Origin of the sequence: Streptomyces sp. NPDC093598, from assembly GCF_044764825.1 — a bacterium.
Taxonomy (GTDB): domain Bacteria; phylum Actinomycetota; class Actinomycetes; order Streptomycetales; family Streptomycetaceae; genus Streptomyces.
On the sequence record NZ_JBIWIV010000004.1, the window covers coordinates 162894 to 188457 of the forward strand.

The following is a 25564-nucleotide window of genomic DNA, read 5'->3' on the forward strand; positions in this document are numbered from 1 at the left end:
GGGTAGTCCGGTTTTGTGAACGACTCAACTTTAGACGAAATCTAAGCTAGGATGGTTTCCTGCACTCAGGAGGCCTTCCCATGTACGAACCGATCCGCGCCAAGTCGGTCCACAGCACGGTGGACGGCCCCAACCCGGACTTTCCCCACCGTTCCCGTGAGGAAGAGCTGGACATCCAGCTCGCGGGCCATCTCGCCGCCCTGCTCGCCGTCACGGACGAGCTGCGCGCGACGCAGGCCTCGGCCGACCTGGACACCGCGGCGGAGCGGCTCGCTGAGCAGGTGGGCAGGCTGAGGGGCGGCCGCACCCCGGTGCGCGCGCCGATGAGCGGGCGGCGCGAGCAGAGCACCGACGCGCTGCACCGGCGGGCGCACGCCCTGGCTGGCCGCGCGCTGGTCGTCGCCGCCTCCCGGGCCGACACGGCGGCCGCGATCCTGGCCGCCGAGCGCATGGACGCCCACACTGCGGCGCTGGAGCCGCGCACACTCGCGTCCCGCTGAGCCCCCTCCCGGGCTCCCCCTGACGGCCCCGGTCCGCGCGCACCCGCAGCGACGCGCGGACCGGGCGCCACTAACCCCTCCGTGAGGGCCATCGGGTACCCGCACCCGATGGCCCTCACGCCTGTCGGCGACCGCGGTGCGATCCCCCGGTAGGCCGGATAGGCCGGGCAGGGTCGAACAGAACAGCCCACGGCTCGTCGGAGTCCTCCTTCCGAAGCAGGGCGGGCGACTTCCCGTCCAGCCGGAAGGTGGAGCGGAACCGTCCCCCGAGCTCCGGCAGCAAGGCCAGGAAGAAATGACCAGACCCATCGCCGTCTGCTGCGGCTGCCGCGAGCGGTGAAGAAGCGGCGTCTGGCGCACGTGGCAAGGCCTACGTGAGCGCCCACAACAACAACCGCCTGAACCAGCGTCTCGACACCTGCGATCCCGTCACACCGGGTCTGGCCGGTGTCGAACTCCGTTTCGGGAACGACAGCAGCCAGACACTGGACCTCACCCGCGACGACGGAGTGTGGTGGCTGGCCATCGGGAACGGCGACCCGGTGAAACCGTAGAGACCGCAGGCGCTCGGCTGGGGTGTCCCAGCCGAGCGTCACTGTGCCACGTGGCGGTCAGGCGACCGGTGCCGACTTGAGGGACGTGACGAAGGACGTCCAGGCCGGGGCCGTGAGGGTGAGGACCGGGCCGTGGGGGACCTTGGAGTCACGGACGGGGACGACGGCGGGGTGTGCGTCGCACACCTCGAGGCAGTTGCCGCCGTCCCCGTTGCTGTAGCTGCTCTTGCGCCAGACGGCCGCGCTCAAGTCATTTGCGCTCTTCGCCATTTCGGTCATCCTCAGCCGCTTGCTCGATCAGGGCGAGGGACGCCTCCGGGGGCAGTGCGGCGGCCCTGAGCCGATCGTATGCCTTGCGGTACTGCTTCACGAGGGCCGGATCGTCGATGGTGTCCCCGCTGTACTGCGCCTCCGTGTAGACCAGAGGCGGGGCGTCCGGGAAGGTCATGACCATGGCCGAGCCCAGCATCAGCGGGTGCGCCCCGCAGTTCCACGGAAGGATCTGGGGAACGATCCGGCGGCGCCGCGCCAGTCCCGCGATGCGTTCCCACTGTTCGGCGTTCCGCTCCGGCTGAAGGATCGGCTGCCGCAGCAGTGACTCGGGCAGGATCACCCAGTACTCGGGGGTCTTGTGGTCGTCTTCGAACAGCCGGGCCCGCGCCAGCCTCGCGGTCACCTTCTCCTCCACCTCCTCGTCCGGCGCCAGGGGATGCGCGGAGCGGGTCACCGCCCTCGCATACGCCTCCGTCTGCAACAACCCCGGCACCAGCGTCGGGCACCACTCCTCGATGGTCTCCGCGTGCTGCTCCGCCTCCAGCACCCGCTCGAAGTAACTCGCGTGCCCCCGCCGCTTCGCCCGCCGTACGTCCTCGCAGCGCCGCCTGAAGAAGCCGTCCGTGCCGAGCACCTTGTCCACGTGCTCGGCGAGTTCCGCCGGCATCCGGCGCGTGCCCCGCTCGATCTCACTGAGGTGGCTCGGGCCGTAGAAGCTGCCCTCGACGAGCTGCTGGAGGGTGAGGCCCGCCTCCTCCCGCTTCCAGCGCAACTCACTGCCGTAGAAGGTCGGGACGCCCGTCGAACCGTCGATGTCCTTGCGCTGACCCATCGTTCACCGTCCTTGGTGTGCCGTTACCGCCCGCTACCGGACCCGGCCGCGCGTACGCGCAGTACGGGCGCGGGATGCCGATGGGCTGTCACGCTACGGCGGTCGGCGCCAGAGTGTGAGGAGTTCGTCACTCAGCGCACTGGAAGGTGTGAACCCCCCATGCACAGCCCCGCCGAAGCCGAAGCCGAAGCCTGCGTCGAGGAGTTGCGGGCCTCGCTCGCCGCGCACGGCATCACCCTGCCGTCCCTCGGCATCGACCTTCCGACCTTCGCCTCCCGCTGCCCCACCCGGCCGCTGATCGCGCTCGGCAACTGCAATCTCCTGACCGCGCAGGCCCTGGCCGCCGCCCTGCGCGAGGGTGCGGCGTGATGCGGCCGGTGGTGACGCTGGAGCTGCTCGCGACCCCGGCCGCGGTGTCCGGTGTGCGGCGGGCCCTGCGCGCGCACGGCATCGACGTGCAGCTCTGCGCGAGCGAGCTCGTCACGAACGTGATCCGGCACGTCGGAGAGGGCGTACCCGTCACGGTGCGGGTGTGGCGGGACGGCGGGCGCGTCCGGCTCGGGGTCACCGATCCCGACCCCCGGGCCCTGCCCGTCCTGGTCGGAGAGGTCGGAGAGGTCGGAGCGGTCGGCGTCGGGGCCGAGGCGGAGTCCGGCCGGGGGCTGGCGCTGCTCGACGCGCTGGCCGTGCGATGGGGTGTGGAGCAGGAGGCCGGCCGCAAGACGGTGTGGTGCGAGCTGTTCGCCGAAGCCGGCACCCCGAAAACGCCCGAGCACTCCGGTCGACGTGGGCCGTCGGCCGGAGCGCTCGGTCATCCATCGGCACGTTCGTGAGCCCGCGGGGCGGGCCGTGCCGAAGCGGGCGGGTGTGAGCCTGTCGCCGACGGTCCCCGTCGGGGCGGACGGAGGGCGGCGACGGGCTCGGAGCCCCGCACGCCGTTGTGCGGGTCCCGCCTGTCGGTCCCGCGGCCGGCCGTGACGATGTTGCTGGTCAGGGCACTGTCGGTTCCGGCCGGCCGCGGAGTTCGGGGTGGGGCTCAGCCCAGGCGCTGCACCAGGGCGCGGTACTCGTCCCACAGCTCCTTCGGCGTGTGGTCGCCGAAGGTGTTGAGGTGCTCGGGGACCAGGGCGGCCTCCTCGCGCCAGACCTCCTTGTCGACCGTGAGCAGGAACTCCAGGTCGGACTCGGCCAGTTCCAGGCCGTTGGTGTCGAGGGCGTCCTTGGTCGGCAGGATGCCGATGGGGGTCTCGACACCCTCGGCCTTGCCCTCCAGGCGCTCCACGATCCACTTCAGGACGCGGCTGTTCTCGCCGAAGCCTGGCCAGACGAACTTGCCCTCGTCGTCCTTGCGGAACCAGTTGACGTAGTAGATCTTCGGCAGCTTGGACTGGTCCTTGTCCTTGGCCACGTCGATCCAGTGGGCCATGTAGTCGCCCATGTTGTAGCCGCAGAACGGCAGCATCGCGAACGGGTCGCGGCGCAGCTCGCCGACCTTGCCCTCGGCGGCGGCGGTCTTCTCGGAGGCCACGTTGGCGCCAAGGAAGACCCCGTGGTTCCAGTCGAAGGACTCCGTCACCAGCGGTACGGCGGTGGCGCGGCGGCCGCCGAAGAGGATCGCCGAGATCGGCACGCCCTTGGGGTCCTCCCACTCCGGCGCGATGATCGGGCACTGCGAGGCCGGGACGGTGAAGCGGGCGTTGGGGTGCGCGGCCGGGACGCCGGACTCGGGCGTCCAGTCGTTGCCCTTCCAGTCCGTCAGGTGGGCCGGGGACTCCTCGGTCATGCCCTCCCACCACACGTCGTTGTCGTCGGTGAGGGCCACGTTGGTGAAGACGGAGTTGCCCCACAGGGTCTTCATCGCGTTGGCGTTGGTGTGCTCGCCGGTGCCGGGGGCGACGCCGAAGAAGCCGGCCTCGGGGTTGATGGCGTACAGCCGGCCGTCCTCGCCGAAGCGCATCCAGGCGATGTCGTCGCCGATGGTCTCGACCGTCCAGCCGGGGATGGTCGGCTCCAGCATGGCGAGGTTGGTCTTGCCGCAGGCGCTCGGGAAGGCGGCGGCGACGTACTTGGCCTCGCCGCGGGGCGGGGTGAGCTTCAGGACGAGCATGTGCTCGGCGAGCCAGCCCTCGTCACGGGCCATGACGGAGGCGATGCGCAGGGCGTAGCACTTCTTGCCGAGCAGGGCGTTGCCGCCGTAGCCGGAGCCGTAGGACCAGATCTCGCGGTCCTCGGGGAAGTGCGAGATGTACTTGGTCTGGTTGCAGGGCCAGGGGACGTCCGCCTGGCCGGGCTCCAGCGGGGCGCCCAGGGTGTGGACGGCCTTGACGAAGAAGCCGTCGGAGCCGAGCTCGTCCAGCACGGCCTGGCCCATGCGCGTCATGGTGCGCATGGAGACGGCGACGTACGCCGAGTCGGTGATCTCCACACCGAGCGCGGACAGCGGCGAGCCGAGCGGGCCCATGCAGAAGGGCACGACGTACATGGTCCGGCCGCGCATCGAGCCGCGGAACAGGCCACCCCGGCCCTCCGAGCCCTGGAAGATCTCCCGCATCTCGGCAGGGGCCTTCCAGTGGTTGGTCGGGCCCGCGTCCGCCTCCTTCTCGGAACAGATGAACGTCCGGTCCTCCACGCGGGCGACGTCGGTGGGGTCGGAGGCCGCGTAGTAGGAGTGGGGGCGCTTGATCGGGTCGAGTTTCCGGAAGGTGCCCTTCTCGACGAGCTCCCCGCACAGTCGCTCGTACTCGGCCTCGGATCCGTCACACCAGACCACGTTGTCCGGCTGCGTCAGTTCAGCGATCTCGTTGACCCACGAGATCAGCCCCTGATGAGTGGTGGGGACGGTGGGAGCCGCGATGTCGCGCGCCACGATTGCTCCTAAATGAGGGATTTTTTGTGATGTGGAGGCCCCGTGGGGGCTGCGACCCGGATGCTTCAGGGTGGATCTTGGCGCTCATCCGGTGCCGACCGCACTCATTTGATCATCCGACGTGCGCGCCCATCTGTCCAGAGGAGCGCACAGGTGAGCAACGTGAGGCTCGCCACGGTTTCTCGCGCCGCTTTACGTGCACGTTGCGTTCACCTGACCGTCCATTTGCGTGACCATCGCCGGATCAGGATGAGAGGATGGCCACTCCTCGCCTGTCAATCCGAGGCACTGATAGGTCACTTACGGTTCCGTAGCTACCATTCGGGCATGACTGCGTTCGTCCCCGACGCGCCCACGGACTCGGCGGCCGACGGCCACGGTCCGCAGGCGCTCTCCCTGCCTCACCCGGTGAAGCCGAAACTGCGCGGCTGGCTGCACCTCGGCATGTTCCCGGCCGTTCTGATCGCGGGCCTGGTGCTGACCGCCCTCGCCGACTCCTCCAGAGGACGCATCGCCTGCGGCATCTTCGCTCTGACGGCATGCCTGCTGTTCGGCGTGAGCGCGCTGTACCACCGGGGCAACTGGAGCCCGCGCATGGACGGCGTCCTGCGCCGGCTGGACCACGCCAACATCTTCCTGATCATCGCGGGCACCTACACACCCCTGACCATGCTGCTCCTGCCGGGCGACAAGGGCCGGTGGCTGCTGTGGGGCATCTGGGCCGCTGCGGTGGCCGGCATCCTCTTCCGCGTCTTCTGGGTCGGCGCCCCGCGCTGGCTCTACACGCCGTGCTACATCGCGATGGGCTGGGCGGCCGTCTTCTACCTGCCCGACTTCATGCGGACCGGCGGCATCGCCGTCCTCGTCCTGGTCATCGTCGGCGGCCTGCTCTACAGCGCGGGCGGCGTGGTCTACGGGATCAAGCGACCGAACCCGTCACCGCGCTGGTTCGGCTTCCACGAGGTGTTCCACTCCTTCACCCTGGCGGCCTTCATCGCGCACTACGTGGGGATCTCACTGGTGGCGTACCAGCACGGCTAGGGCTCTCCCACCCCCCAGGCCACGGCTCTCCAGCCGTGGCCTTTTTTGCGTGCGCGGACACCTCCTTGCGATTGACAGAATCTATCTTTTGATAGTTACTTTCATTTCATGGTTACTGTCACTTCGCCCGACCCGCGTCGCTGGTGGGCCCTTACGGCCCTGGTCGCGAGCATGCTCACGCTCGGCTTCGACATGACGATCCTCAACGTCGCGCTGCCGACCATGGCCGAGGATCTCGGCGCGAGTACGGGCGAGCAGCAGTGGATGGCGGACGCGTACGTCGTCGTCTTCGCGGCGCTGATGCTCCCGGCCGGGCTGCTCGGGGACCGGTTCGGGCGGCGGCTGATGCTGGTGACCGGGCTCGGGATCTTCCTGGCCGGTTCGGTCATGGGCGCCCTGGCCCCGGACGTGACCTGGGTCGTCGTCGCCCGGGCCGTGATGGGCGTGGGCGGCGCGCTGGTCATGCCGCTGGCGCTGTCCGTGCTGCCCTCGCTGTTCGGGCCCGACGAGCGCTCCAGGGCGATCGGCGTCATGTCGGCCGCCTCCGCGCTGGGCATGCCGCTCGGTCCGATCCTGGGCGGCTGGCTGCTCGACCACTTCTGGTGGGGCTCGGTCTTCCTGATCAACGTCCCGATGGTCGGTATCGGCGTCACGGCCTGCCTGTTCCTGCTCCCCGAGACGCGCGACCCTGCCGCCCCGAAGGTCGACGCCCTCGCCACGACGCTCACCGTCGCCGGTCTCGGCGCCCTGGTCTGCGCCATCATCGAGGCGCCCGCACGTGGCTGGCGCGACCCTCTGGTGGCGGGGTTCCTCGCCGCGGGCGTCGTGCTGCTCGCCGGACTGGTGCTGCGTGAGCGGCGGGCGGAGCGGCCCATGCTCGACATGGAGTTGCTCGGCCACCGCGGCTTCCTCGTGAACGCCCTCACGGCGACCCTGGTCACCTTCGTCCTGGCGGGCCTGCTGTTCCTGCTGCCGCCCTACCTCCAGGCCGTCCTCGGCCACGACGCCTTCGGCACCGGGCTGCGGCTGCTGCCGATGATGGGCGGTCTGATGGTCGCGGCACGCGGTGCGCAGCCGGTCGTCGCCCGGTTCGGCCCCCGGGCGGTCGTCACCTGCGGCCTCGTGGTGCTGGCGTTCGCCGCGTTCCTCGGCAGCCGCACGGCACCCGACTCCGGCTATGGCTTCACCGCGCTGTGGCTGACGGTCACCGGCCTGGGCTTCGGCTTCGCCGTGGTCCCGGCGATCGACGGGGCGCTGGCAGCGCTGCCCGCAGACCGGGCCGGCTCGGGGTCCGGGCTCCTGATGACCCTGCGCCAGGTCGGCAGCGCGATCGGCATCGCCCTGCTCGGCAGCCTGCTCGCGAGCGCCTACCGGGACCGCCTCGACGTCACCGGACTGCCGGCCCGGGCCGCCGACGCCGCCGGGGAGTCCGTGGTGGCCGCGCACCTCGTCGCCGAACGCACCGGCGTGGCCGGCCTGGCCACGTCCGCGAACAGCGCCTACGTCCACGGCATGGGCGTCGTGCTGCTGGTGTGCGGTGTCGCCGCCCTGGTCGCCGCGCTGCTCACCGGGGCGTTCCTGCCCGACACGCGGACCGCCGCGGACGCCGAGGCCGACACCGCGGCCATGGCCGAACCGGAGGCAGATGCCCGACAATGACCTTCATGACGGCCGCACGCACCACTTCCGCCGACCGCCCCCAGCCGGGGCTCCGGGAGCGGAAGAAGATCAAGACCCGCCAGGCGATCCGCACCGCGACCTACGCGCTGATCGAGGAGCAGGGCTACGACGCCACGACGGTCGAGCAGATCGCCGAGCGCGCCGAGGTGTCGCCGTCGACGGTCTTCCGGTACTTCCCCACCAAGGAAGACATCGTCATCACCGACGAGTGGGACCCGGTCATGCTGGCGGAGGTGCGGGCCAGGCCGGAGGACGAGTCGTGGGCCGACACCCTCCGGCATGTGATGCGCACGGCCCTCGACCTGAGCCTTGCCGAGGAGCCCGAGGTGACGCGGCTGCGGACGCGGCTCGGCGTCGAGGTCCCGGCCGTCCGCGCCCGGACGATGGAGAGCATGGCCGCGACCGGCCGGCTGCTCCGCGAGGCCCTGGCGGAACGCTCCGGCCTCGACCCCGACGGCCTGGAGCTGCGGGTCTTCGCCATGTCCGTGATGGGCGGTCTGATGGAGGTCTCCCACTACTGGGCCGAGACCGGCCACCGCGACGACATCCGGGTCCTCGTCGACCGCGCCCTGGACGTCCTGGAGCACGGCCTGCCCGCCGGAAAACCCTGAGGCCGGCGCCGCTCACCGTGGCATCCTGACCGGGTGAACGGTCCCGAGATCCACGTCGAGTTCGCCCCCGAGCTGCACGTCTTCGTCCCCCGGGCCAGGCAGGACGGCACCGTGCGGGCCGCCACCGACGGCGTCTCCAGCCTCGGCCACGTCATCGAGTCGATGGGCGTGCCGCTGACCGAGGTGGGCGCGCTGGTCGTGGACGGCCGCGAGGTGCCCTTCGCACACGTCCCGTCGGCCGGCGAGTCGGTGACCGTACGGACGGTCGCACGCCCCCAGCGGGTCCCGGGCGCTCCCCTGCGCTTCCTCCTCGACGTGCACCTCGGCACGCTGGCCCGACGGCTGCGCCTGCTCGGCGTGGACACGGCCTACGAGTCGACCGACATCGGCGACCCGGCCCTCGCGGCGCGCTCGGCGGCGGAGCAGCGGGTGATGCTGAGCCGCGACCGGGGGTTGCTGCGCAGGCGCGAGCTGTGGGCGGGGGCGTTCGTGTACAGCACCCGGCCCGAGGAGCAGCTTCGTGATGTCCTCGGCCGCTTCCGCCCCGAGCTGCTCCCCTGGACGCGCTGCACGGCCTGCAACGGGCTGCTGCGCAAGGCGACCAAGGACGAGGTCGCCGACCAGCTCAAGCACGGCACGCACGCGACGTACGACGTGTTCGCGCAGTGCGCGGCGTGCGGCCGGGCGTACAGGCGGGACTTTGCGGACACCCCCTAGCTCCTTCTCAGGTCCTGCTTGCCGCAGGCGATGCCGTCCCTGTTGCGGTCCAGGCCCAGTGGGTCGTCCTTGCCGTTGACCTTCAGGCGGCCGTAGTCGTTCGCCTTCAGCCACTCGCAGCGTGCGGCCGTCGTCTTCTTCACCTCCGCCGGGAAGTCCGTCGGCACGCAGACGTTGATCGATCCGTAGTGCCGGTCGCAGCCGGAGATCGTCGGGCTGACCTTCTGCGAGGTGCGCTTCTTGCCCGGGCCCGCCACCTTGCCCTTCGGCTCGTCCGCGAAGTCGTGGACGTGGGCCGAGGCGTCCGTGGCCTTGAGGGCCTGCGGGCCCTCGAGGTGCACCCACTTCGCCACCGACGGCACGCCGTTCGCGTCGACCGCGAAGAGCATGTACCAGCCGGGCGGGGCCAGGTTGGGGTTGCTCGTCACGTTCAGGTCGACGTTGTTGCCGTCGACGGACAGCGGCAGGTCCACGAACCGCTGGTTCGGGTCGGAGGAGTGCGTGACGGCGGCCGGGCGGATCAGCTCGGCCTTGGCGATGGGCCGGTCGACGGTGATCCGCTGGGTGTCGCCGTAGTTCCACTCGGTGTCGATCACCGAGGTGATGGTGGGGCGCGGGCCCTTGAACAGGTAGGGCGGGCTGTAGACCGACACGTCGTGGTTCCAGGAGCCGTTGCCCGGGTTGTCGCCGGTGGTCATCACGCGGCCGTCGGGGAGCAGGAACGCCGAGGAGTGGTAGCCGCGCGCCTCGGGGTCGACGGCCACCGGGTCGAAGGTCTCCGACTCGGGGTCGAAGATCGACGTCTCGTAGACCGGGTTGGCGCGGTTGTGCAGCGCGCCGCCCGTCTCCAGCACCTTGCCGTCGGGCAGCAGCACCGCGGAGACGTACATCTTGCCCTGGTTCCCGGTCTGCGGCACGGGCCCGTTGCCCAGGTCGACCGTGCCCTGCGGGATCGGCGGCCCGGCCACGTACGACGGGTTCGGCTGCTTGAGGTCGATGATGTCGGTCAGGCGGTTCGCCTCCGGGTTGGAGTCGATATTGCCGCCGCCGAGGGTGAGGACCTTCTGGTCCTGCGCCGGGGGCAGCAGCACGCTCGCCGACTGGTCGCGCTCGTCCTTGTTCCGCAGGCCGGGCACCTGGGTGGTGGTGTTGGCGTCGTAGTCGTAGATCGCCGAGCCGGTGCCGGGGATGTTGTTGCCGAAGACGTGGCTGCCCGAGTAGAAGAGCCGGCCGTCCTGCATGAGGATCATCGACGGGTACAGGCCCCAGTACGACCAGGTCTGCTTGACCTTCCACAGCGGCTGCCACCGCTGCTCGGCCTCGGAGAACAGCTCGGCGGCGACCGAGCCGGTGGAGTCCTCGCGCAGGCCGCCGAAGGAGATGACGTCACCGTTGCCGAGGATCGTCGCCGACGGGTACCAGTGGCCGTCGTTCATGTCGTTGGTCTTGGTGTAGGTCTCGGTCTCCGGGTCGAAGATGTACGAGTCCTTGTAGCCCTGGTAGCCGACCCGGCCGTCCGCCGTCGGGTAGCCCTTGTTGCCGGACATGACCAGCACGCGCCCGTCCTGGAGCTGGACGTGCCCGGCGCAGAACATGTCCTTCGGCGTGGGGACGACCTTGTAGGAGCCGTTCGCCGGGTCGTAGACCGCCGAGGTGAAGGTGCCGGCCTCGAACATCGACTCGTCGTTGCCGGAGCCCGCGATGAGCAGCACCTTGCCGTTGTGCAGGACGACCGAGTGCATGGAGCGCACCGGGTTCTGCGTGGGCAGCACGTCCCACCTGCCGTTCGCGCACTGCTCGGCGGTGCCGGTGCACTCCGGCGGGAGGACCGGGTCGGGCACCTGGTCCATGGTGTAGTCGTCGGTGGTGGCGGAGCCCGTGCCGTAGACGGAGACGCCCCAGGAGATGCGGTCGGTGCCGGCCGGGACCTCGGGCGTGCGGACCGTGGCCTCGGTCCAGCTGCCGGCCAGGTCCAGTGTCTTGAGGTCCGTCCAGTACTGCCAGCCGGCCGTGGTGTCGTGCCGGAACAGGGTGATCGCCGCGTCCGGGGTCGTCGTCTTGTACCAGAGCCCGAGGTCGTACTGCTTGCCCGGCGTCACGACCGGCGCGCACGCGGCGGACTCGGTGATCAGCGCCTTGCGGTCGCCCTCGACCCGGCGGGTCAGCTCGACCTTCATGGCCTTGGAGCCGGTGTGCGCGTCGGCCGTGGTGCTGAAGGTGAAGTCGTTGTCGCCCCAGCCGGACTTCTCCCAGCAGTACGGCATGTCGCCGGTGCCGGCGGTCTCGAAGCCGGGGTTCTTGATGAGGTTGGCGGCGGAGGCGGGCTGGGGTGCGGTCAGGAGCAGGCCCGCGGTGAGGCCCGCCACGGACAGGAGTGCGGTCGTTCTGCGACGAAGGTTCACGCGGCTCTCCTTGCGGTGCGGCCGCCGCGCACGGGCTTCTCACGTCCCCGGCGCGGCAGGTAGACCAGCGCTTCGGTCCCGGCGAAGCGCAGGACGAACGTCGTCACCAGCGCGAGCGCGGTGGCGGACAGCACGCCCAGGTGCAGCTGGTGCACGAACAGGGCGATCAGCGGGATGCGCAGCACCAGATCGGCGTTGGCGATCAGCGCAAACCGCCCGGCCCGGTCCCACCACCGCCGGTGCCGGCGCCGCTCGCGGAACAGCAGGTGCTCGATGAGCACGAAGTTCCAGGCGACGCCGAGCTGGTTGGCGAGGATCTCCGCCGGCACGTAGTGCATGCCGACGGCGGTCAGCGCCCACAGTCCGAGCAGGTTCGGTACGAAGCCGGTGAGCCCGATCAGGCCGAAGCCGACCATGCGCGCGACCGACGAGGCGGCGCGCAGCCCGGCCAGATGGCGCAGGAAGCGGAAGCCCTCCTGCGCGGTGGACTTGGACTCCCCGGCGAACCGGTCCTGGAAGACGAAGGGCACCTCGGTGACCCTGCGCGGGCGGCTGCGGACGGCGAGTTCCAGGAGGATCTTGTAGCCGAGCGGCTGGAGGACCTCGGCCGTGACCGCGCTGCGGCGGATCGCGAAGAACCCGCTCATCGGGTCGCTGATGCCGTGCAGCCGGCGCGGGAACAGCGCCTTGGTCAGCCAGGTCGCCCCGCGCGAGACGGCCACGCGGTAACTGCCCGCCAGCCCCGCCCGGCTGCCGCCCTTGATGTAGCGGGAGGCGACGACCAGCCCGGCGTTCGCCCGCTCACCGGTGGCGACCAGGTCGGGGACGAGGGACGGCGGGTGCTGGCAGTCGCCGTCCATGACGACGATCCAGTCCGACGTGGCCGCCTTCAGGCCCTCGACGACCGCACCGCCGAGCCCGCCCACCGGCTCGTCGCGGTGCAGGACGGTCACCGGGAACGGGCAGTCCTGCGCCGCCTTCTCGATGACCTCGGGCGTGTCGTCGGTGGAGTCGTCCACGAAGACGACCTCGCAGGGCAGCCGGGCCGGGACGGCGTCGGTGATCTGGCGCAGCAACTGCCGTACGTTCGCCGACTCGTTGAAGGTCGGTACGACGATGGTGACGGCGCCCGGTTCGGGGATCTCGGCGGTCTCGACGACCTCGCCGGGGACGGTGGACTCCTGGCTCATCGCGCGCCTCCGGCGGACGTCTGGATCTGGCGGATCTCGATGCGGTCCTCGCCGGTGCCGAAGGTGGCGACCGGGTCCGAGTGCTCCATGGCGGCCTTGACGTTGGGCAGGTCCGCCGCGTCCCGCCGCACGGTCGGCGAGGCGACGACGTAGTCCAGGTCCTTCCAGCCGCGCGGCATCGTCTTGGTCACCGCCGGGTCGAGGTCGGCCTTGTAGAACCAGATGACGCCGAGGCCGGGCCGGTAGCCCTGGTGCACCAGGTCCAGCCAGAGGGCGTCGTCGACGAGCACGCGGGTGCGCTCCGGGTTCTCGACCTCGGTGGCCAGCCACTTGGAGGCGGCCTTGTAGGGGGCGTTGGCGTCGGTGGTGACGGCGGTGCGGGCGCCGTCGTACCAGTGCGGGACGACGTAGGCGCCGGCGGCCAGGGCGAGCACCGTGGCGAGTGCGTACCGGCCCACACTCAGGTAGCGCCGCTCCGCCTCCGAGCGCCAGCGGCTCAGCACCGCGTGGGCGACGGAGGCGGTGCCTCCGGCGAGGACCAGGGCGAGGAACGGCAGGGCCTGGATGACGTACATCGCGGGCAGGTAGCCGTTGGGGCGCAGGGCCAGCGCGGCGAAGATCGCCACGGCCAGGGCCGGTCCGGCCAGGGCACGGGCGGTGACCGACCAGCGCCAGGTGACGAGCAGGAGCAGGGCGCCCGCGAGGCCGCCGAGGGGCAGGATCTTGTCGTAGTACAGCCACGACTGGAGCACGCCCCAGGAGCCGGAGCCCTGGTCCAGGATGAAGCCCGAACCGGGCCTGGTCATCTGGTACTTGACACCGTCCCAGAGGGACACGTGCCCGGCGCCCGGCAGCAACTCGCCCTTGAGCAGGGCGAACAGGGGGTACGAGAAGCCGATCAGGGCGCAGGCCGTGACGGCTCCGGTGAGGGCGAACTTGCGGGTGTCGCGGTGGCTGTGGCGCCACATGGTGAGGAACAGGGCGGGCAGGACGACGAGCATCGTCTCCTTGGTGAGCACGGCCGTGGCGGCCGCGATGCCCGCACCGAAGTGGTGCCAGAGGTGGCGGCTCGGGGAGGCGGCCAGCGTGAAGGCCAGCAGCGTCCACATCACCGCGAGGTTGTCGAGGAAGATCTCCCGCTGGAGGACGACCGACAGCGGCGAGAGCCCGAAGAACACCATGCCGAGCGCGGCCGCCCAGCGGGGCAGCGCCAGGCGCCGGCCCAGCACGAAGATCAGGACCGCGCTGATACCGCTGATCACCAGCATCGCGGCGCGCATGGTGCCCACCGTCATCGACTCGGGGCTGATCAGCGCGGGGATCCAGGTCAGCACGGCGATCTGGATCCAGCCGAGCGGCGGGTGGTCGTACCAGTAGGTGTAGTGGGCGAGGCCGTTGCCCTGCTGCACGGACCAGGCCTGGGCGAGGTAGGTGCCCTCGTCGTCGCTGAGGGCCGGGTAGTCGGCGATGTTCCAGCCCTGCACGACGAGGATCGCCGCGAGCAGGACACCGCACAGGATCAGGTCGGCCCGGGAGGAGCGCAGCCGGCTCGGCGGCTCCACACGGCGGTGGGCTCCGGTGCGGGGCGCAGGCCGGCGCTGCGCGGGGACCTTGGGAGCGGTCACCGCGGGAAGGGTGGAGGTCACGCGGGAACGTCCTCTCGGGTCACGGGAACGTCCTGCCGGGTCACGGCCGTCTCGCCGAGATGCGCGCCCACATGGGTCGTCAGCTCCCAGTCGTTGCGGCCGCGCTGCTCACGCCACACGGCCCGGACGGCCGCGCCGGCGAGCAGGACCTGGTAGAAGGGGCCGCCCAGGATCAGCTTCAGGTAGTGCGCGAAGCGGACGCGCAGGCCGTACTGCTTGCCGAAGTCGTGCAGTCCGACGACCTCGAAGACGAAGGTGACCAGGGCGGTGACGGCCGGCAGGAAGGTGATGAAGGCGATGCCGACGGGCACGTCCAGGAACAGGGCGATCGCCACGTTCAGCGGGATGATCAGACCGGTGAAGGCCTGCATGAACGGCGTCATCAGGGTGTAGCGGGCGAGCAACCGCTGCCCGAGGGTGGGCAGTTGCTTCCAGTCCTTCTTCCGGTACACCTGGAGGAACCCCTGGTTCCAGCGGGTGCGCTGCTTCAGCAGGGACATCAGCGAGCCCGGGGTCTCCTCCCGGGTCACCATGTCGGAGTCGTAGGCGACCACGACCTTCTTGCCGACGCTGGACAGGCGCACGCCCAGGTCGCAGTCCTCGGCAAGGCAGTTCGGGTCCCAGCCGTCGGCTTCCCTGAGGACGCCGGTGCGGACGAAGACGGTGTTGCCGCCGAGCGGAATGAAACCTTTCTGCGCGTGCAGGTGGAGCCGCGAGCGGAACCAGAAGAAGTACTCCAGGCAGTTGCGCAGGCTGTACCAGCTGGAGTGGAAGTTGATCAGCTGCACCCCGCCCTGGACGACGTCCGCGCCGGTGGTGCGGAAGGCGTGGTCGACGTGCGCGAGGAGCTCGGGGTGGACCTGGTCCTCCGCGTCGAAGACCCCGACGACGTCGCCGCGGCAGTGCGGCAGCGCCGTGTTCATGGCCTTCGGCTTGTTCTTCTTGTCGTGCGTGTCGACGACGACACGCACCCGGCGATCACGCGCCGCGGCCTGCTCGGCCACGGCGGTGGTCTCCGGGTCGTCGTGCCCGACGATCACGATGATCTCGAAGTCGGTGTGGCTCGACTCCAGCAGCCGCTGGATCGTGTGGTCCAGCACCGCCTGTTCGTGCCGAGCGGGCAGCAGCAGCGAGAAGGAGACGTGCTCGTCCCCGTCCGGACTGCTGAACCGGGTGGAGGCGAGCACTTCCGGCGTACGCCAGGCGTGCATCTGCCACCACAGGGTGAACGCCGCCATCCAGAACAGAGCAAGCGAAACGGCAGCGATGAAGACAGACGTCAGCAAACAGATCCCCCCAGATCCCAGATCCCCCTGACGCGACGGTGGGCCGGTGCGGCCTCGTCCGCCACGTCACTGTGCAGAGATTAAGGGGGAACTGTGAAGCCTGGGGGCTGTTCAGATAAAGACCATGTTTCCGTTGATACGTGACTTCAGCCACTCAAGACCGTACGCAGCCGGTCAGGCTCGGTTGTCGGGGCATCACACGTGAAGTTACGGCAGACGTACGCGGCCGGTTCACCGCCGACCAGCGGACGGTCCGCGAGCAGCGGGAACTCGTCGCTCTCCGGGCTCCCGACGGCAACCACCGCACCGGGCGCGGTGCCCAGAAGTGCCGTGCGGTGCAGGGTCCTTGTGCCCTCCTCGTCCAGGGCCGGACCCACGATCGCCACCTCGCGCGGCCCGTCCAGCACGGCCTCCGCGACGGCGAGCCCCCAGCCGATGAAGCGCGGCACCCGCGGCCCGAGCGCCTTGACGACCCCGAGCGCCCTCTCTGCGGCCGTGCGGTGCGGCTCGGACCCGGTGTGCGCGGCATAACTCAGCAGGGCGCCCGCGGCCGCGGTCCAGCCCGACGGAGCGGCGTTGTCGGTCGGGTCCTGCGGACGGCGGATCAGCCGCTCGGCGTCGGCCGCGGTGTCGTACAGCGATCCCGACTCGGGGTCCGTGAAGCGCGCCAGGACGTGGTCGAGGAGGAACCCGGCGAACTCCAGCCACACGCCCTCCCCGGTGACGGACGCGAGCGCCAGGAAACCCTCCGCGACATCGGCGTAGTCCTCCAGGACACCCGCGTTGGCACCGGCGTGGCCGTCCTTGCTGGTGCGGGTGAGCCGGGCCTGCTCGTCCAGATGCAGCCGGACGAGGAGGTCGGCGGCGGCGACGGCGGCCTCGACCAGATCGGGCCGGTCGAAGTAGGCACCCGTCTCGGCGAGCGCCGCGATCGCGAGCCCGTTCCAGGCGGCCACGACCTTGTCGTCCCGGCCGGGCGCGGGCCGCTCGGCCCGCTCGGCGAGCAGCCGCTCACGGATCGAGGCGACCTTCTCGGCGTCGGACACACCGTCCCGCACCGGCAGTTGGAGCACGGACGCGCCCTCCTCGAAGGTCCCCTCCTCGGTCACACCGAAGTGCCGGGCCGCGAGCTCGGCGTCCTCCTCACCCAGAACCTCCCGCAGCTGCCCGGGCGTCCACACGTAGTACGCGCCCTCGACGTGCTTACCGGTGCCGTCGTCGCTGTCGGCGTCCAGCGCGGAGGCGAACCCGCCCTCGGACGTGCGCAGTTCACGCACCATGAAGTCGGCGGTCTCCAGAGCGACCCGGCGGGCCAGCTCGGAGCCGGTGGAGCGCCAGAGATGGGCGTACACCCGGCACAGCAGGGCGTTGTCGTAGAGCATCTTCTCGAAGTGCGGCACGACCCAGTCCCGGTCGACGGAGTAGCGGGCGAAGCCGCCCCCGAGCTGGTCGTACATACCGCCCCGGGCCATGCGCTCGCAGGTGTCCCGCGCCATCTGCAGGGCCCCCTCGGCACCGGTGCGGGCGTGGTGGCGCAGCAGGAACTCCAGCACCATCGACGGCGGGAACTTCGGCGCCCCGCCGAAACCGCCGCGCTGCGGGTCGTACTCCCGCGTCAGCCCGAGCAGCGCCTGCGCGAGCTCCTCCTCGCCGGGGGTCCGCGCGTCGCCGTAGGAGATCTCCCGCCCGGCGAGGTCCCGGACGATCTTCCCGGCGACCTCGGTCACCTCGTCCCGCCGCTCGTCCCACGCCTGGTGCACGCCCTGGAGCACCTGCCGGAAGGACGGCATGCCCTGGCGCGGGGCGGGCGGGAAGTACGTGCCGAAGTAGAACGGCTCGGCGTCCGCAGTGAGGAAGACGGTCATGGGCCAGCCGCCCTGCCCGGTCGCCGCCTGCACGGCCTCCATGTAGACGGCGTCGACGTCGGGGCGCTCTTCGCGGTCGACCTTGACACTCACGTAGTGCGCGTTGAGGTACTCGGCGGTCTCCTGGTCCTCGAAGGACTCGTGAGCCATGACGTGACACCAGTGACAGCTGCTGTATCCGATGCTGAGCAGCACGGGCACGTTCCGTTTCCGGGCCTCCTCGAAGGTCTCGGCCGACCAAGGCCACCAGTCGACGGGGTTGTCGGCGTGCTGGAGCAGGTACGGGGACGTCTCATGAGCCAGTCGGTTCGGCATGCTTCCATCCTGCCTCACGACGGCCGGCCGGCCACGGAACGCGCCCCTCGCGCGAGTGAGCAGCTCGTAGATCACCGGACCGCATCCGTTGATCGTCACCCCCTCGCGCTCACGCCTCTCACCAAGGACACTCGTACGCACAGGAGTTGCCGCCGGAGGGGGACCTGACATGCGGGACAGTCATCGGGTGGAGGCCGAGCGGCTGTTGGCGCGGGCCGTGGAGGAGGAGGTGCGGCGCTCGGGCGGGCGCAGCGACGGGAAGGTGCTGCTCGCGCGGGCGCGCGGGGCGCTCGATGTGATGGCGCGGAGCGCGTCCGAGGAGTACGAGGCCTACACGCGCGCCCTGGACGAGGCGGCGGCCGGTCAGCTCACCTTCGGGCAGCGTTACGCACGGGAGGGCGCCGGGACGCCGCTGCTGGTGGCCGGGGTGGCGGCGGTCGCGGCCGTCGTCGCCGACATGGCGCTGGGCACGGGGACCGGGACCGCTCTCGGGGCGGGTGTGACGGTGGGTGTCGTTGGGGCCGCGGCGACGGTGGTGAAGGTGGTCGGGTCGCATCTGCCGGCCGCGCACCGTCGCGCCGGAGCGGTGAACCAGCCGGGTGGGCCCGAACAGCTGCGGTTGCAGTGGCTGACGGCGCTGGAGGTGCGGGGCATCCGGCCGTTCCTGGACCAGCAGCGGGTGCTCGCGGCCTCGACCGGGCCGAAGAAGACGGGGCCGCGGCTGCGGGGCACGGACAAGAGCGCGGCGGCCCGCGGGCGCAACGTGCTGGAGCAGTCCTTCGGGCAGCTCCCGGAACCGGCGGAGCCCTTCGCGGGGCGACGGCACGAGCTGGCGCAGATCCGGCAGTGGGTGCAGGCGGCCCGGGCGAGTACCGAGACGCAGCCGACGGTGGTCGTGCTGCACGGGGCGCCCGGCAGCGGCCGTACGACCCTCGCGGTGCACGCCACGCACGAGCTGAAGGACTACTTCCGAGGCGCCTGCGTCGTCGATCTGCGCGCCGACGGGCCGGGCGAGTCCCCGCTGTCCACCCGTGACGCCCTGCTGCATCTGCTGAACCGGCTCGGCGCGCCGCGCGAGCAGCTGCTGTTCCGTGAGCGCTCCTCCCCCGACCAGCAGGTCAAGCGGCTGAGCGAGCTGTACCACCAGCATCTGACGGGTCTGCCGGTCACGGTCGTCCTCGACGACGCCGCGGACGCCGAGCAGATCCGCGCCCTGGTCCCGGAGCGGTCCGACAGCCTGGTGCTGGTCACCGCGCGAGGCCCGCTGGAGCTGGAGGGGCTGCCCGCGCGGGTGCACCAGCTGGCGGTGGCGCCGCTGGACGCCGCCGGTGCGGAGGAGTTGCTGGGCGCGGCGGCGCAGGACCGTTCCGGGCCGTACGACGCGGAGTCGGCGGACCGGGTCCGGGAGCTGTGCGGCGGGCTGCCGCTGGCGCTGCGCATCGCCGGTTCGTGCCTGGGTCCGCGCTCCCCGCGGGCGCTGGCCACGGATCTCGCCGCGTACGGCCCGGTCGAGCCGGTGGAACGTGCCCTGTGGCTGCGCTACACCGACCAGCCGGAGACCGTACGGCGGCTGCTGCGCCGGCTGGCCCTGGCCGGCCGGGCCTCGCTGGGGGCCGCCGCGGCCGCCGCGCTGCTGGCCACCGACGAGGCGGAGGCGAAGCGTCATCTGCAGGCCCTGACCCGCGCCGGCCTGATCGACCACGTCCGGGGCGACCGCTACCGGCTGCACGACCTGGTGCGCTCCTTCGCCCAGGCCCGCCTCCTCGACGAGGAGGAGCCGGCCGAGCGCACGGCGGCGCAGGAGCGGCTGATCGTGAACTACGCCGAGCTGGCCGACTCGGTGCTGCGCATGGTCGACGGCAACATGTCGACCCGCACCAACCGCTTCAGCCCGTACGGCTTCACCTCCCTCGACGAGGCGCTGCGCTGGCTGGACGACGAGTCGAGCTTCATCACGGCGGCGCTGCGGCACGCCGAGGGCGTGGACCAGGCGGCGGTGCTGAACCTGCTGGGCGCCCTGTGCGACTACTGCCTGCTGCGCGGTGACCTGTACCGCCTCGGTGAGATCAGTGAGCTGGCCCAGGCGGTGGACGAGGGCCTGCTGGTCCGCTCGGTGCAGTGGCGCACGGGCATCGCGGCGCGGCAGCTGGGCGAGCTGGACAAGGCCCGCACGACGCTCGCGTCGGTCGTCGACCTCTACCGGGAGGCCCATCACGACGCCGGTGCCGCCCGTGCCCTGTGCTCCCTCGGCATCACCCTGCACCACCAGGGCAATCTGACCGAGGCGTCGGCGAAGCTCCGCGAGGCCCTGGCTCTGCAGGCCTCGCCCGCGCTGGCCGTGGACCGGGCGTGGACGATGCACGCGCTCGCGGCGGTGGAGCGGGACCGGGCCCGGCTGGCGGAGGCGCTGGAGCTGCTGACCGAGTCGCTGGTCCTGCACCGGCGGGGTGAGTCCGTGCACGGTCAGGCGTGGGCGCACTTCCAGCTGGGGCAGCTGGGTCTGCGCATGGGGGACGTGCCGCGTGCCGAGTCGGAGCTGCGGGCGGCGCTCGACCTGTACGGCCGGACCCGTGACGCCCGTGGGGAGGCGTGGGCCCTGACGCAGCTGGCCCGGGCGCTGCTGGTGGCCGGGGACGCGTCACCGGCGGTGGAGGAACTGCGCGGGGCGGCGGCCCGGCACCGCGACAACGAGGACGCGCGCGGCGAGGCCTGGACGCTGTACTACCTGGGCCAGGCCTTGGAGGAGACCGGCGCTCTCGACCAGGCGGTTCGCGAGCTGGAGCGCGCCCGCACGATGTTCTCGCGCATGCGTGACGTCTACGGCCTGGCTTGCGCCCGCCACCACTCGGCCCGGGTCACTCGCGACCAGCGAGCGGCCCAGACGGGCTCGCTGCGCAACTCGGGCTTCGCCCGCCAGCTCCTGGTCGACGCCCGGGCCGACTTCCAGCGCATCGGCGTCGCCCACGGCGAGGCGTGGACCTGCCTGGAGCTGGCGGTCGTCGACGCGGGCAACGCCCGCACCCAGCAGGCCCTGGCCCTGTGCGACGAGGCGGTGGAACTCTTCGCGTCCTACGGCGACCGCCGGGGCGAGGACTGGGCCCGCTTCCTGCGGTGCACCCTGCTTCCCTATGCGGCCCCGGGCGGCATGGTGGTCGGCACCGCGGTGGCCCAGGAGGAACTGGCGCAGTTGTCCCGCACCGGCCACGGCCTGCGCGACCAGAAGCTGGACGACTACCTCGACGCGTACCGGCTGCTGCTGGAGCGCGGGGTGACCCTGGAGGCGGGCTGGCAGGCCTGGCGCCTCGGCATGGTCCCGAACCGGCATGCGCGCGAGGTGATGGGCGTGGCGGTGGAGTCGAAGGCGTAGGCCTTGATGCGCACGTTGATGCGCACGGCACCCGTCGGCGGCGCTCGGTGCGGGCCACCGACGGGTGGCGCCCCTGGGGTGGGGGCGTCAGCCTTGCTTCTTGCCGCCCTGGCCGGAGGGCTCGGCTTGCGCGGCCTCCGTGTCCGTGCCGGACGGGTCCGCCGGGGACTGTTCCGGCTGCTCGGCCTTCGGGTCGGGGACCTGGGTGAAGTCGACCCGGTTCATGTGCCGGCTCATGGACTTCATCAGGGCCCACACCGCCAGGGCCATCGCCGCGAAGACGATGAAGCCGAGGACGCCGGGGGTGACCTTGTCCTCGTCGACCTCCTTGGCGAAGGTGACGAGGTGCGTCATTGCCAGGCTTGCGCTTGCGCTCATGTCAGGCATTGTCGCGGATGCCCGCGAAGAGGTCGTCCTCGGGGAGGGAGGTATCGACGAGGGCCTTCGCCAGCTCGTACTCCTCCGTCGGCCAGACCTCCTTCTGGATCTCCATCGGGACCTTGAACCAGCCGCCGTCCGGGTCGATCTGCGTGGCGTGGGCGATCAGCGCCTTGTCGCGGATCTCGAAGAAGTCGGCGCACGGGATGTGGGTGGTGAGGGTGCGCTGCTTCATGCCGAACTCCTCCCAGCGCTTGAGCCAGTCCCCGTAGGGGGACTCCAGGCCGCGGTCGAGCATCGCCTGGTGCAGGGCCTCGGTGCGCGGGCGGTTGAAGCCCTGGTTGTAGTAGAGCTTCTGCGGCTGGTAGGCGGGGCCGTACTCGGCCTCCGGGTACTTCTCGGTGTCCGCCGCCGACTCGAACGCCACCATCGAGATCTTGTGGGTCATGATGTGGTCGGGGTGCGGGTAGCCGCCGTTCTCGTCGTAGGTGGTGATCACCTGGGGGCGGAAGGCGCGGATCTTGCGCACCAGCTCGCCGGCCGCGTGGTCCACGTCCTCCAGGGCGAAGCAGCCTTCCGGCAGCGGCGGCAGCGGGTCGCCCTCGGGGAGGCCGGAGTCGACGAAGCCGAGCCATTCCTGCTTGACGCCCAGGATCTCCCGGGCCTCGTCCATCTCCTTCTTGCGTACCTCGTGGATGTGCTCCTCGATGTACGCGTCGCCCTGGAGCTTCGGATTGAGGATGGAGCCGCGTTCCCCGCCCGTGCAGGTCACGACCAGCACGTCCACCCCCTCGGACACGTACTTCGCCATGGTCGCGGCGCCCTTGCTCGACTCGTCGTCGGGGTGGGCGTGAACGGCCATCAGTCGCAACTGGTCAGTCAAGACTCAATCCTCAGTAAGTCGGCGCCCGGTGTGCGTCGGCGCAATCAGCGGCTTCTATAGTGACCGAATCGGGGGGCGAATAATTCCGGGACCCGGTCCTGGAGCCCCTTCCGGGACCTTCGTCCCGGCCCTGCCTGGAGGACGATCATGAGTACGGCGAGCACGCGACTGCCCGAGGGCCGATACGGCCGTTCCTCGGACGAGCGCGCCGACCGCACGCTCAAGGTCGTGGGTGCAGTCCTCGCGGTGGCGCTGCTGGGGCTCGTCGGCTGGTTCGGCTACCACTACGTCGCCGAGAACGAGATCAGCGCCGAGGTGATCAGCTTCGAGCCGGGCAAGGAGTCGGTGCAGGTGCATCTGGAGGTCCGCAAGGACGCCGGCACCGACGGCTACTGCACCGTGCGCTCGCAGGCCGAGAACGGGGCCGAGGTGGGCCGGGCCGACTTCCGCTTCGACGGGGACGGCACCCGCATCGACAAGGTCGTCACGCTCCGTACGACCTCCCCGGGGACGACGGCCGAGCTGCTCGGCTGTCACGCCGGCTGACAACAGCCGGGCATCATCGGGAATACGTAGCCCCTGACCTGCCTTGACGTGATTGTCGTCGCTTATGTCCTCCCCCTTGGGCCCCTAAATTGTTAGGCTCGTGGTTTCGCCCTTCCGTGAAGGAACATTCTTCTGGGTAGGGCGATGCTTTGTATTCCCAGTACCTACGAGGAGCACCTGTGACCCAGACCAGCGAGAACGTCACCTGGCTGACCCAGGAGGCGTACAACAAGCTCAAGGCTGAGCTTGAGTACCTTACTGGTCCCGCGCGGGCGGAGATCTCCGCGAAGATCGCCGCGGCGCGCGAGGAGGGCGACCTGCGTGAGAACGGCGGGTACCACGCAGCCAAGGAGGAGCAGGGCAAGCAGGAGCTCCGTGTGCGCCAGCTCACCCAGCTCCTGGAGAGCGCCAAGGTCGGAGAGGCGCCCGCGGCGGACGGTGCGGTGGCGCCCGGCATGGTCGTCACGATCGCGTTCGACGGCGACGAGGACGACACGCTGACGTTCCTGCTCGCCTCGCGCGAGTACGCGAGCTCCGACATCGAGACGTACTCGCCGCAGTCCCCGCTGGGCACCGGCGTGATCGGCCACAAGGTCGGCGAGGACGCGGAGTACGAGCTGCCGAACGGCAAGAAGGCCCTGGTGAAGATCCTCAAGGCCGAGCCGTACGAGGGCTGACCCGCAGCCTTCCGAGCCCTGATCTGCCCCCGGCGCCGCAGCGGCACCGGGGGCACTGTCATGCCGTCGCCGACCGGTACTTGCGCACCGCCAGCGTCCGGAACACCACCAGGATCAGGATCGAGTAGATCAGCGAGGCCCAGACGGGGTGCTGCATGGGCCAGGCGTCCGACGGCGACTGGCCCGGGCTGGCGAACAGCACGCGGCAGGCCTGGACCGTGGCGCTGAAGGGGTTCCACTCGGCGATGTGGCGCAGCCACGGGGTCATGTGGCTGGTGTCCACGAACGCGTTGGAGATGAAGGTGACCGGGAAGAGCCAGATCAGGCCGCTGGACGTGGCCGCCTCGGGGGTCTTCACGGACATGCCGATCAGGGCGCCGATCCAGGTGAACGCGTAGCCGAGCAGGAGCAGCAGGCCGAAGGCGGCGAGGACCTTGGCGGCGTTGGTGCTGCCGTCCGATCCGACGCGCCAGCCGACCAGCAGGGCGACCACGGCGAGGACCACCAGGGTCAGGGCCGTCTGCACCGAGTCGGCGAGGGTGCGGCCGGTGAGCACCGCGCCGCGTGCCATGGGCAGGGAGCGGAAGCGGTCGATGAGGCCCTTGTGCATGTCGTCGGCGATGCCGGCGCCGGAGCTGGCGGTGGCGAAGGTGACGGTCTGCGCGAAGATGCCCGCCATCAGGAAGTTCTTGTAGTCGGCGGCGCTGGTGCTGTCACCGATCTGCATGGATCCGCCGAAGACGTAGGTGAACAGCACCACGAACATGATCGGCTGGATCAGGCCGTAGATGATCATCTCGGGGATCCGGGACATGCGGATCAGGTTGCGCTTGGCGACGACCATCGAGTCCCGGATCGACTGGCTGACCGGGTTCGCGGCCGGCGCGACCCGCACGGTGTCGGTGACGGCGCTCACTGGGCGGCCTCCTTGTCCTTCTCCTGGTCCTTGGCCTCGGCCACGTGTCCCGTGAGGGACAGGAAGACGTCGTCGAGGGTCGGCCTGCGCAGGCCGATGTCGTCGATCTCGATACCCCGCGTGTCCAGTTCGCGGATGACCTCGGCGAGGAGCTTGGCGCCGCCGGTGACGGGCGCGGTGAGCTTGCGCATGTGCTCCTCGACGGTGGTCTCGCCCTTGCCGAAGCCGGCGAGGACCTCGGCGGCGGCCTGGATGTGCTCGCGCTCGTGCACCACGACCTCGACGCGCTCGCCGCCGGTGCGGGCCTTGAGCTGGTCGGAGGTTCCCTGGGCGATGACCTTTCCGTGGTCCACCACCGCGATGTCGTGCGCCAGGTGGTCGGCCTCCTCCAGGTACTGCGTGGTGAGCAGCAGCGTGGTGCCGCCGGAGACCAGGTGCTTGATGACCTCCCACAGCTGCTGGCGGTTGCGGGGGTCGAGGCCGGTCGTCGGCTCGTCCATGAACATCACGGGCGGTGAGACGACCAGGGCCGCCGCGAGGTCGAGGCGGCGGCGCATGCCGCCCGAGTAGGTCTTGGTGGGGCGGTCGGCGGCGTCCGCGAGGTGGAACTGCTCCAGCAGTTCGGCCGCGCGCTCCTTCGCCGCTTTCGCCCGCATCTGGTAGAGCTGGCCCACCATCTGGAGGTTCTCCCGGCCGGTCAGGTATTCGTCGACGGCCGCGAACTGGCCGGACAGGCCGATCGAGCGGCGGACGGCGTCGGGCTGCTTGAGTACGTCGATGCCCGCGACGACCGCGCGTCCGCTGTCGGGCCGCAGCAGGGTGGTCAGGCAGCGGACGGTGGTCGTCTTGCCCGCGCCGTTCGGCCCGAGCAGGCCGAGGACCGTGCCCTCGGGCACGTCGAGGTCGACGCCGTCCAAGGCCTTTACGTCACCGAAGGTCTTGACCAGACCTTCGGCGTAGATGGCGCCTGGCATATGAGTCTCCACGTCTTCGTAGATGACCGGACACAGATCCGGCTG

The 25564-nt window shown here is 70.7% G+C and carries 23 protein-coding genes; 11 read left to right on the forward strand and 12 right to left on the reverse strand.

Going from position 1 to position 25564, the window contains the following annotated elements; genetic code table 11:
- The first annotated feature begins 80 nt into the window (after positions 1-80).
- Positions 81-500: a hypothetical protein gene (locus tag ACIRDU_RS15940; protein WP_403579406.1), complete on the forward strand. Its 420-nt coding sequence runs from the start codon at positions 81-83 to the stop codon at positions 498-500.
- Between the two features lie 374 nt (positions 501-874).
- Positions 875-1054: a hypothetical protein gene (locus ACIRDU_RS15945; protein ID WP_403579408.1), complete on the forward strand. Its 180-nt coding sequence runs from the start codon at positions 875-877 to the stop codon at positions 1052-1054.
- A 57-nt stretch (positions 1055-1111) separates the two neighbouring features.
- Here the strand turns inward: ACIRDU_RS15945 and ACIRDU_RS15950 are convergent, their stop codons facing one another.
- Together ACIRDU_RS15950 and ACIRDU_RS15955 are read right to left on the reverse strand one after the other, a co-directional pair.
- A complete protein-coding gene (locus ACIRDU_RS15950) occupies positions 1112-1324 on the reverse strand; it encodes a DUF397 domain-containing protein (protein WP_403579411.1) in 213 nt (70 codons plus the stop codon).
- A complete protein-coding gene (locus ACIRDU_RS15955; protein WP_403579414.1) occupies positions 1305-2159 on the reverse strand; it encodes a helix-turn-helix domain-containing protein in 855 nt (284 codons plus the stop codon). The genes ACIRDU_RS15950 and ACIRDU_RS15955 overlap by 20 nt, the downstream gene beginning before the upstream one ends.
- A 159-nt stretch (positions 2160-2318) precedes the next feature.
- Between ACIRDU_RS15955 and ACIRDU_RS15960 the strand changes: the two genes are divergently transcribed.
- Positions 2319-2528, forward strand: coding sequence for a hypothetical protein (locus ACIRDU_RS15960; RefSeq protein WP_403579416.1), 210 nt, complete (start codon positions 2319-2321; stop codon positions 2526-2528).
- Positions 2528-2992 carry an ATP-binding protein gene (locus tag ACIRDU_RS15965; protein WP_403579419.1) on the forward strand — a complete coding sequence of 155 codons (465 nt, stop codon included), beginning with the start codon at positions 2528-2530 and terminating at the stop codon, positions 2990-2992. Before ACIRDU_RS15960 ends, ACIRDU_RS15965 begins: the two co-directional genes overlap by 1 nt.
- Before the next feature lie 203 nt (positions 2993-3195).
- Here the strand turns inward: ACIRDU_RS15965 and ACIRDU_RS15970 are convergent, their stop codons facing one another.
- Complete coding sequence (locus tag ACIRDU_RS15970; protein ID WP_403579421.1) at positions 3196-5025, reverse strand: phosphoenolpyruvate carboxykinase (GTP); 1830 nt, start codon at positions 5023-5025, stop codon at positions 3196-3198.
- A gap of 327 nt (positions 5026-5352) precedes the next feature.
- Between ACIRDU_RS15970 and ACIRDU_RS15975 the strand changes: the two genes are divergently transcribed.
- From ACIRDU_RS15975 to ACIRDU_RS15990, 4 genes are all read left to right on the forward strand, one after another.
- Positions 5353-6066, forward strand: a complete 714-nt coding sequence (locus ACIRDU_RS15975) for a hemolysin III family protein (RefSeq protein WP_403579424.1) — start codon at positions 5353-5355, stop codon at positions 6064-6066.
- 108 nt (positions 6067-6174) lie between these two features.
- Positions 6175-7725, forward strand: coding sequence for a DHA2 family efflux MFS transporter permease subunit (locus ACIRDU_RS15980; RefSeq protein WP_403579426.1), 1551 nt, complete (start codon positions 6175-6177; stop codon positions 7723-7725).
- Between the two features lie 5 nt (positions 7726-7730).
- Positions 7731-8357, forward strand: coding sequence for a TetR/AcrR family transcriptional regulator (locus tag ACIRDU_RS15985; protein WP_403579429.1), 627 nt, complete (start codon positions 7731-7733; stop codon positions 8355-8357).
- 33 nt (positions 8358-8390) lie between these two features.
- Positions 8391-9074, forward strand: coding sequence for a Mut7-C RNAse domain-containing protein (locus tag ACIRDU_RS15990; protein WP_403579432.1), 684 nt, complete (start codon positions 8391-8393; stop codon positions 9072-9074).
- Here the strand turns inward: ACIRDU_RS15990 and ACIRDU_RS15995 are convergent.
- The 5 genes from ACIRDU_RS15995 to ACIRDU_RS16015 all read right to left on the reverse strand — a co-directional run bounded on the left by ACIRDU_RS15995 (position 9071) and on the right by ACIRDU_RS16015 (position 17778).
- On the reverse strand, positions 9071-11476 hold the full coding sequence (locus ACIRDU_RS15995) for a galactose oxidase-like domain-containing protein (protein ID WP_403579435.1): 2406 nt from the start codon (positions 11474-11476) through the stop codon (positions 9071-9073). The two genes, ACIRDU_RS15990 and ACIRDU_RS15995, sit on opposite strands and share 4 nt — an antisense overlap.
- Positions 11473-12666 carry a glycosyltransferase gene (locus ACIRDU_RS16000; RefSeq protein WP_403579437.1) on the reverse strand — a complete coding sequence of 398 codons (1194 nt, stop codon included), beginning with the start codon at positions 12664-12666 and terminating at the stop codon, positions 11473-11475. Before ACIRDU_RS16000 ends, ACIRDU_RS15995 begins: the two co-directional genes overlap by 4 nt.
- A complete protein-coding gene (locus ACIRDU_RS16005) occupies positions 12663-14312 on the reverse strand; it encodes an ArnT family glycosyltransferase (protein ID WP_403579439.1) in 1650 nt (549 codons plus the stop codon). Before ACIRDU_RS16005 ends, ACIRDU_RS16000 begins: the two co-directional genes overlap by 4 nt.
- Positions 14309-15598, reverse strand: coding sequence for a glycosyltransferase (locus tag ACIRDU_RS16010; RefSeq protein ID WP_403579441.1), 1290 nt, complete (start codon positions 15596-15598; stop codon positions 14309-14311). Before ACIRDU_RS16010 ends, ACIRDU_RS16005 begins: the two co-directional genes overlap by 4 nt.
- A gap of 146 nt (positions 15599-15744) precedes the next feature.
- Positions 15745-17778, reverse strand: a complete 2034-nt coding sequence (locus ACIRDU_RS16015; RefSeq protein WP_403579443.1) for a thioredoxin domain-containing protein — start codon at positions 17776-17778, stop codon at positions 15745-15747.
- Between the two features lie 169 nt (positions 17779-17947).
- Here ACIRDU_RS16015 and ACIRDU_RS16020 point away from each other — a divergent pair, with 169 nt between their 5' ends.
- Positions 17948-21145, forward strand: a complete 3198-nt coding sequence (locus ACIRDU_RS16020) for a tetratricopeptide repeat protein (protein WP_403579446.1) — start codon at positions 17948-17950, stop codon at positions 21143-21145.
- An 87-nt stretch (positions 21146-21232) separates the two neighbouring features.
- On the opposite strand, the gene ACIRDU_RS16025 is transcribed toward ACIRDU_RS16020, so the two are convergent.
- Together ACIRDU_RS16025 and mca are read right to left on the reverse strand one after the other, a co-directional pair.
- The gene (locus ACIRDU_RS16025; RefSeq protein WP_403579448.1) at positions 21233-21532 is read right to left on the reverse strand and encodes a hypothetical protein; all 300 of its coding nucleotides are present in this window, start codon (positions 21530-21532) and stop codon (positions 21233-21235) included.
- Entirely contained in the window at positions 21525-22406 is an 882-nt protein-coding gene (mca, locus tag ACIRDU_RS16030; RefSeq protein WP_403579450.1) for a mycothiol conjugate amidase Mca, read from the reverse strand. Before mca ends, ACIRDU_RS16025 begins: the two co-directional genes overlap by 8 nt.
- Before the next feature lie 147 nt (positions 22407-22553).
- On the opposite strand from mca, the gene ACIRDU_RS16035 reads away from it, so the two are divergent.
- Both ACIRDU_RS16035 and greA read left to right on the forward strand, forming a co-directional pair.
- Positions 22554-22952, forward strand: a complete 399-nt coding sequence (locus ACIRDU_RS16035) for a DUF4307 domain-containing protein (RefSeq protein WP_403579452.1) — start codon at positions 22554-22556, stop codon at positions 22950-22952.
- 179 nt (positions 22953-23131) lie between these two features.
- Positions 23132-23629: a transcription elongation factor GreA gene (greA, locus tag ACIRDU_RS16040; RefSeq protein WP_363118396.1), complete on the forward strand. Its 498-nt coding sequence runs from the start codon at positions 23132-23134 to the stop codon at positions 23627-23629.
- Between the two features lie 58 nt (positions 23630-23687).
- On the opposite strand, the gene ACIRDU_RS16045 is transcribed toward greA, so the two are convergent.
- Positions 23688-24545 (reverse strand): ABC transporter permease, encoded by an 858-nt coding sequence (locus ACIRDU_RS16045; RefSeq protein ID WP_403579454.1) that lies wholly within the window; start codon positions 24543-24545, stop codon positions 23688-23690.
- Positions 24542-25519 carry an ATP-binding cassette domain-containing protein gene (locus ACIRDU_RS16050; RefSeq protein WP_403579456.1) on the reverse strand — a complete coding sequence of 326 codons (978 nt, stop codon included), beginning with the start codon at positions 25517-25519 and terminating at the stop codon, positions 24542-24544. Before ACIRDU_RS16050 ends, ACIRDU_RS16045 begins: the two co-directional genes overlap by 4 nt.
- Between the last annotated feature and the right edge of the window lie 45 nt (positions 25520-25564).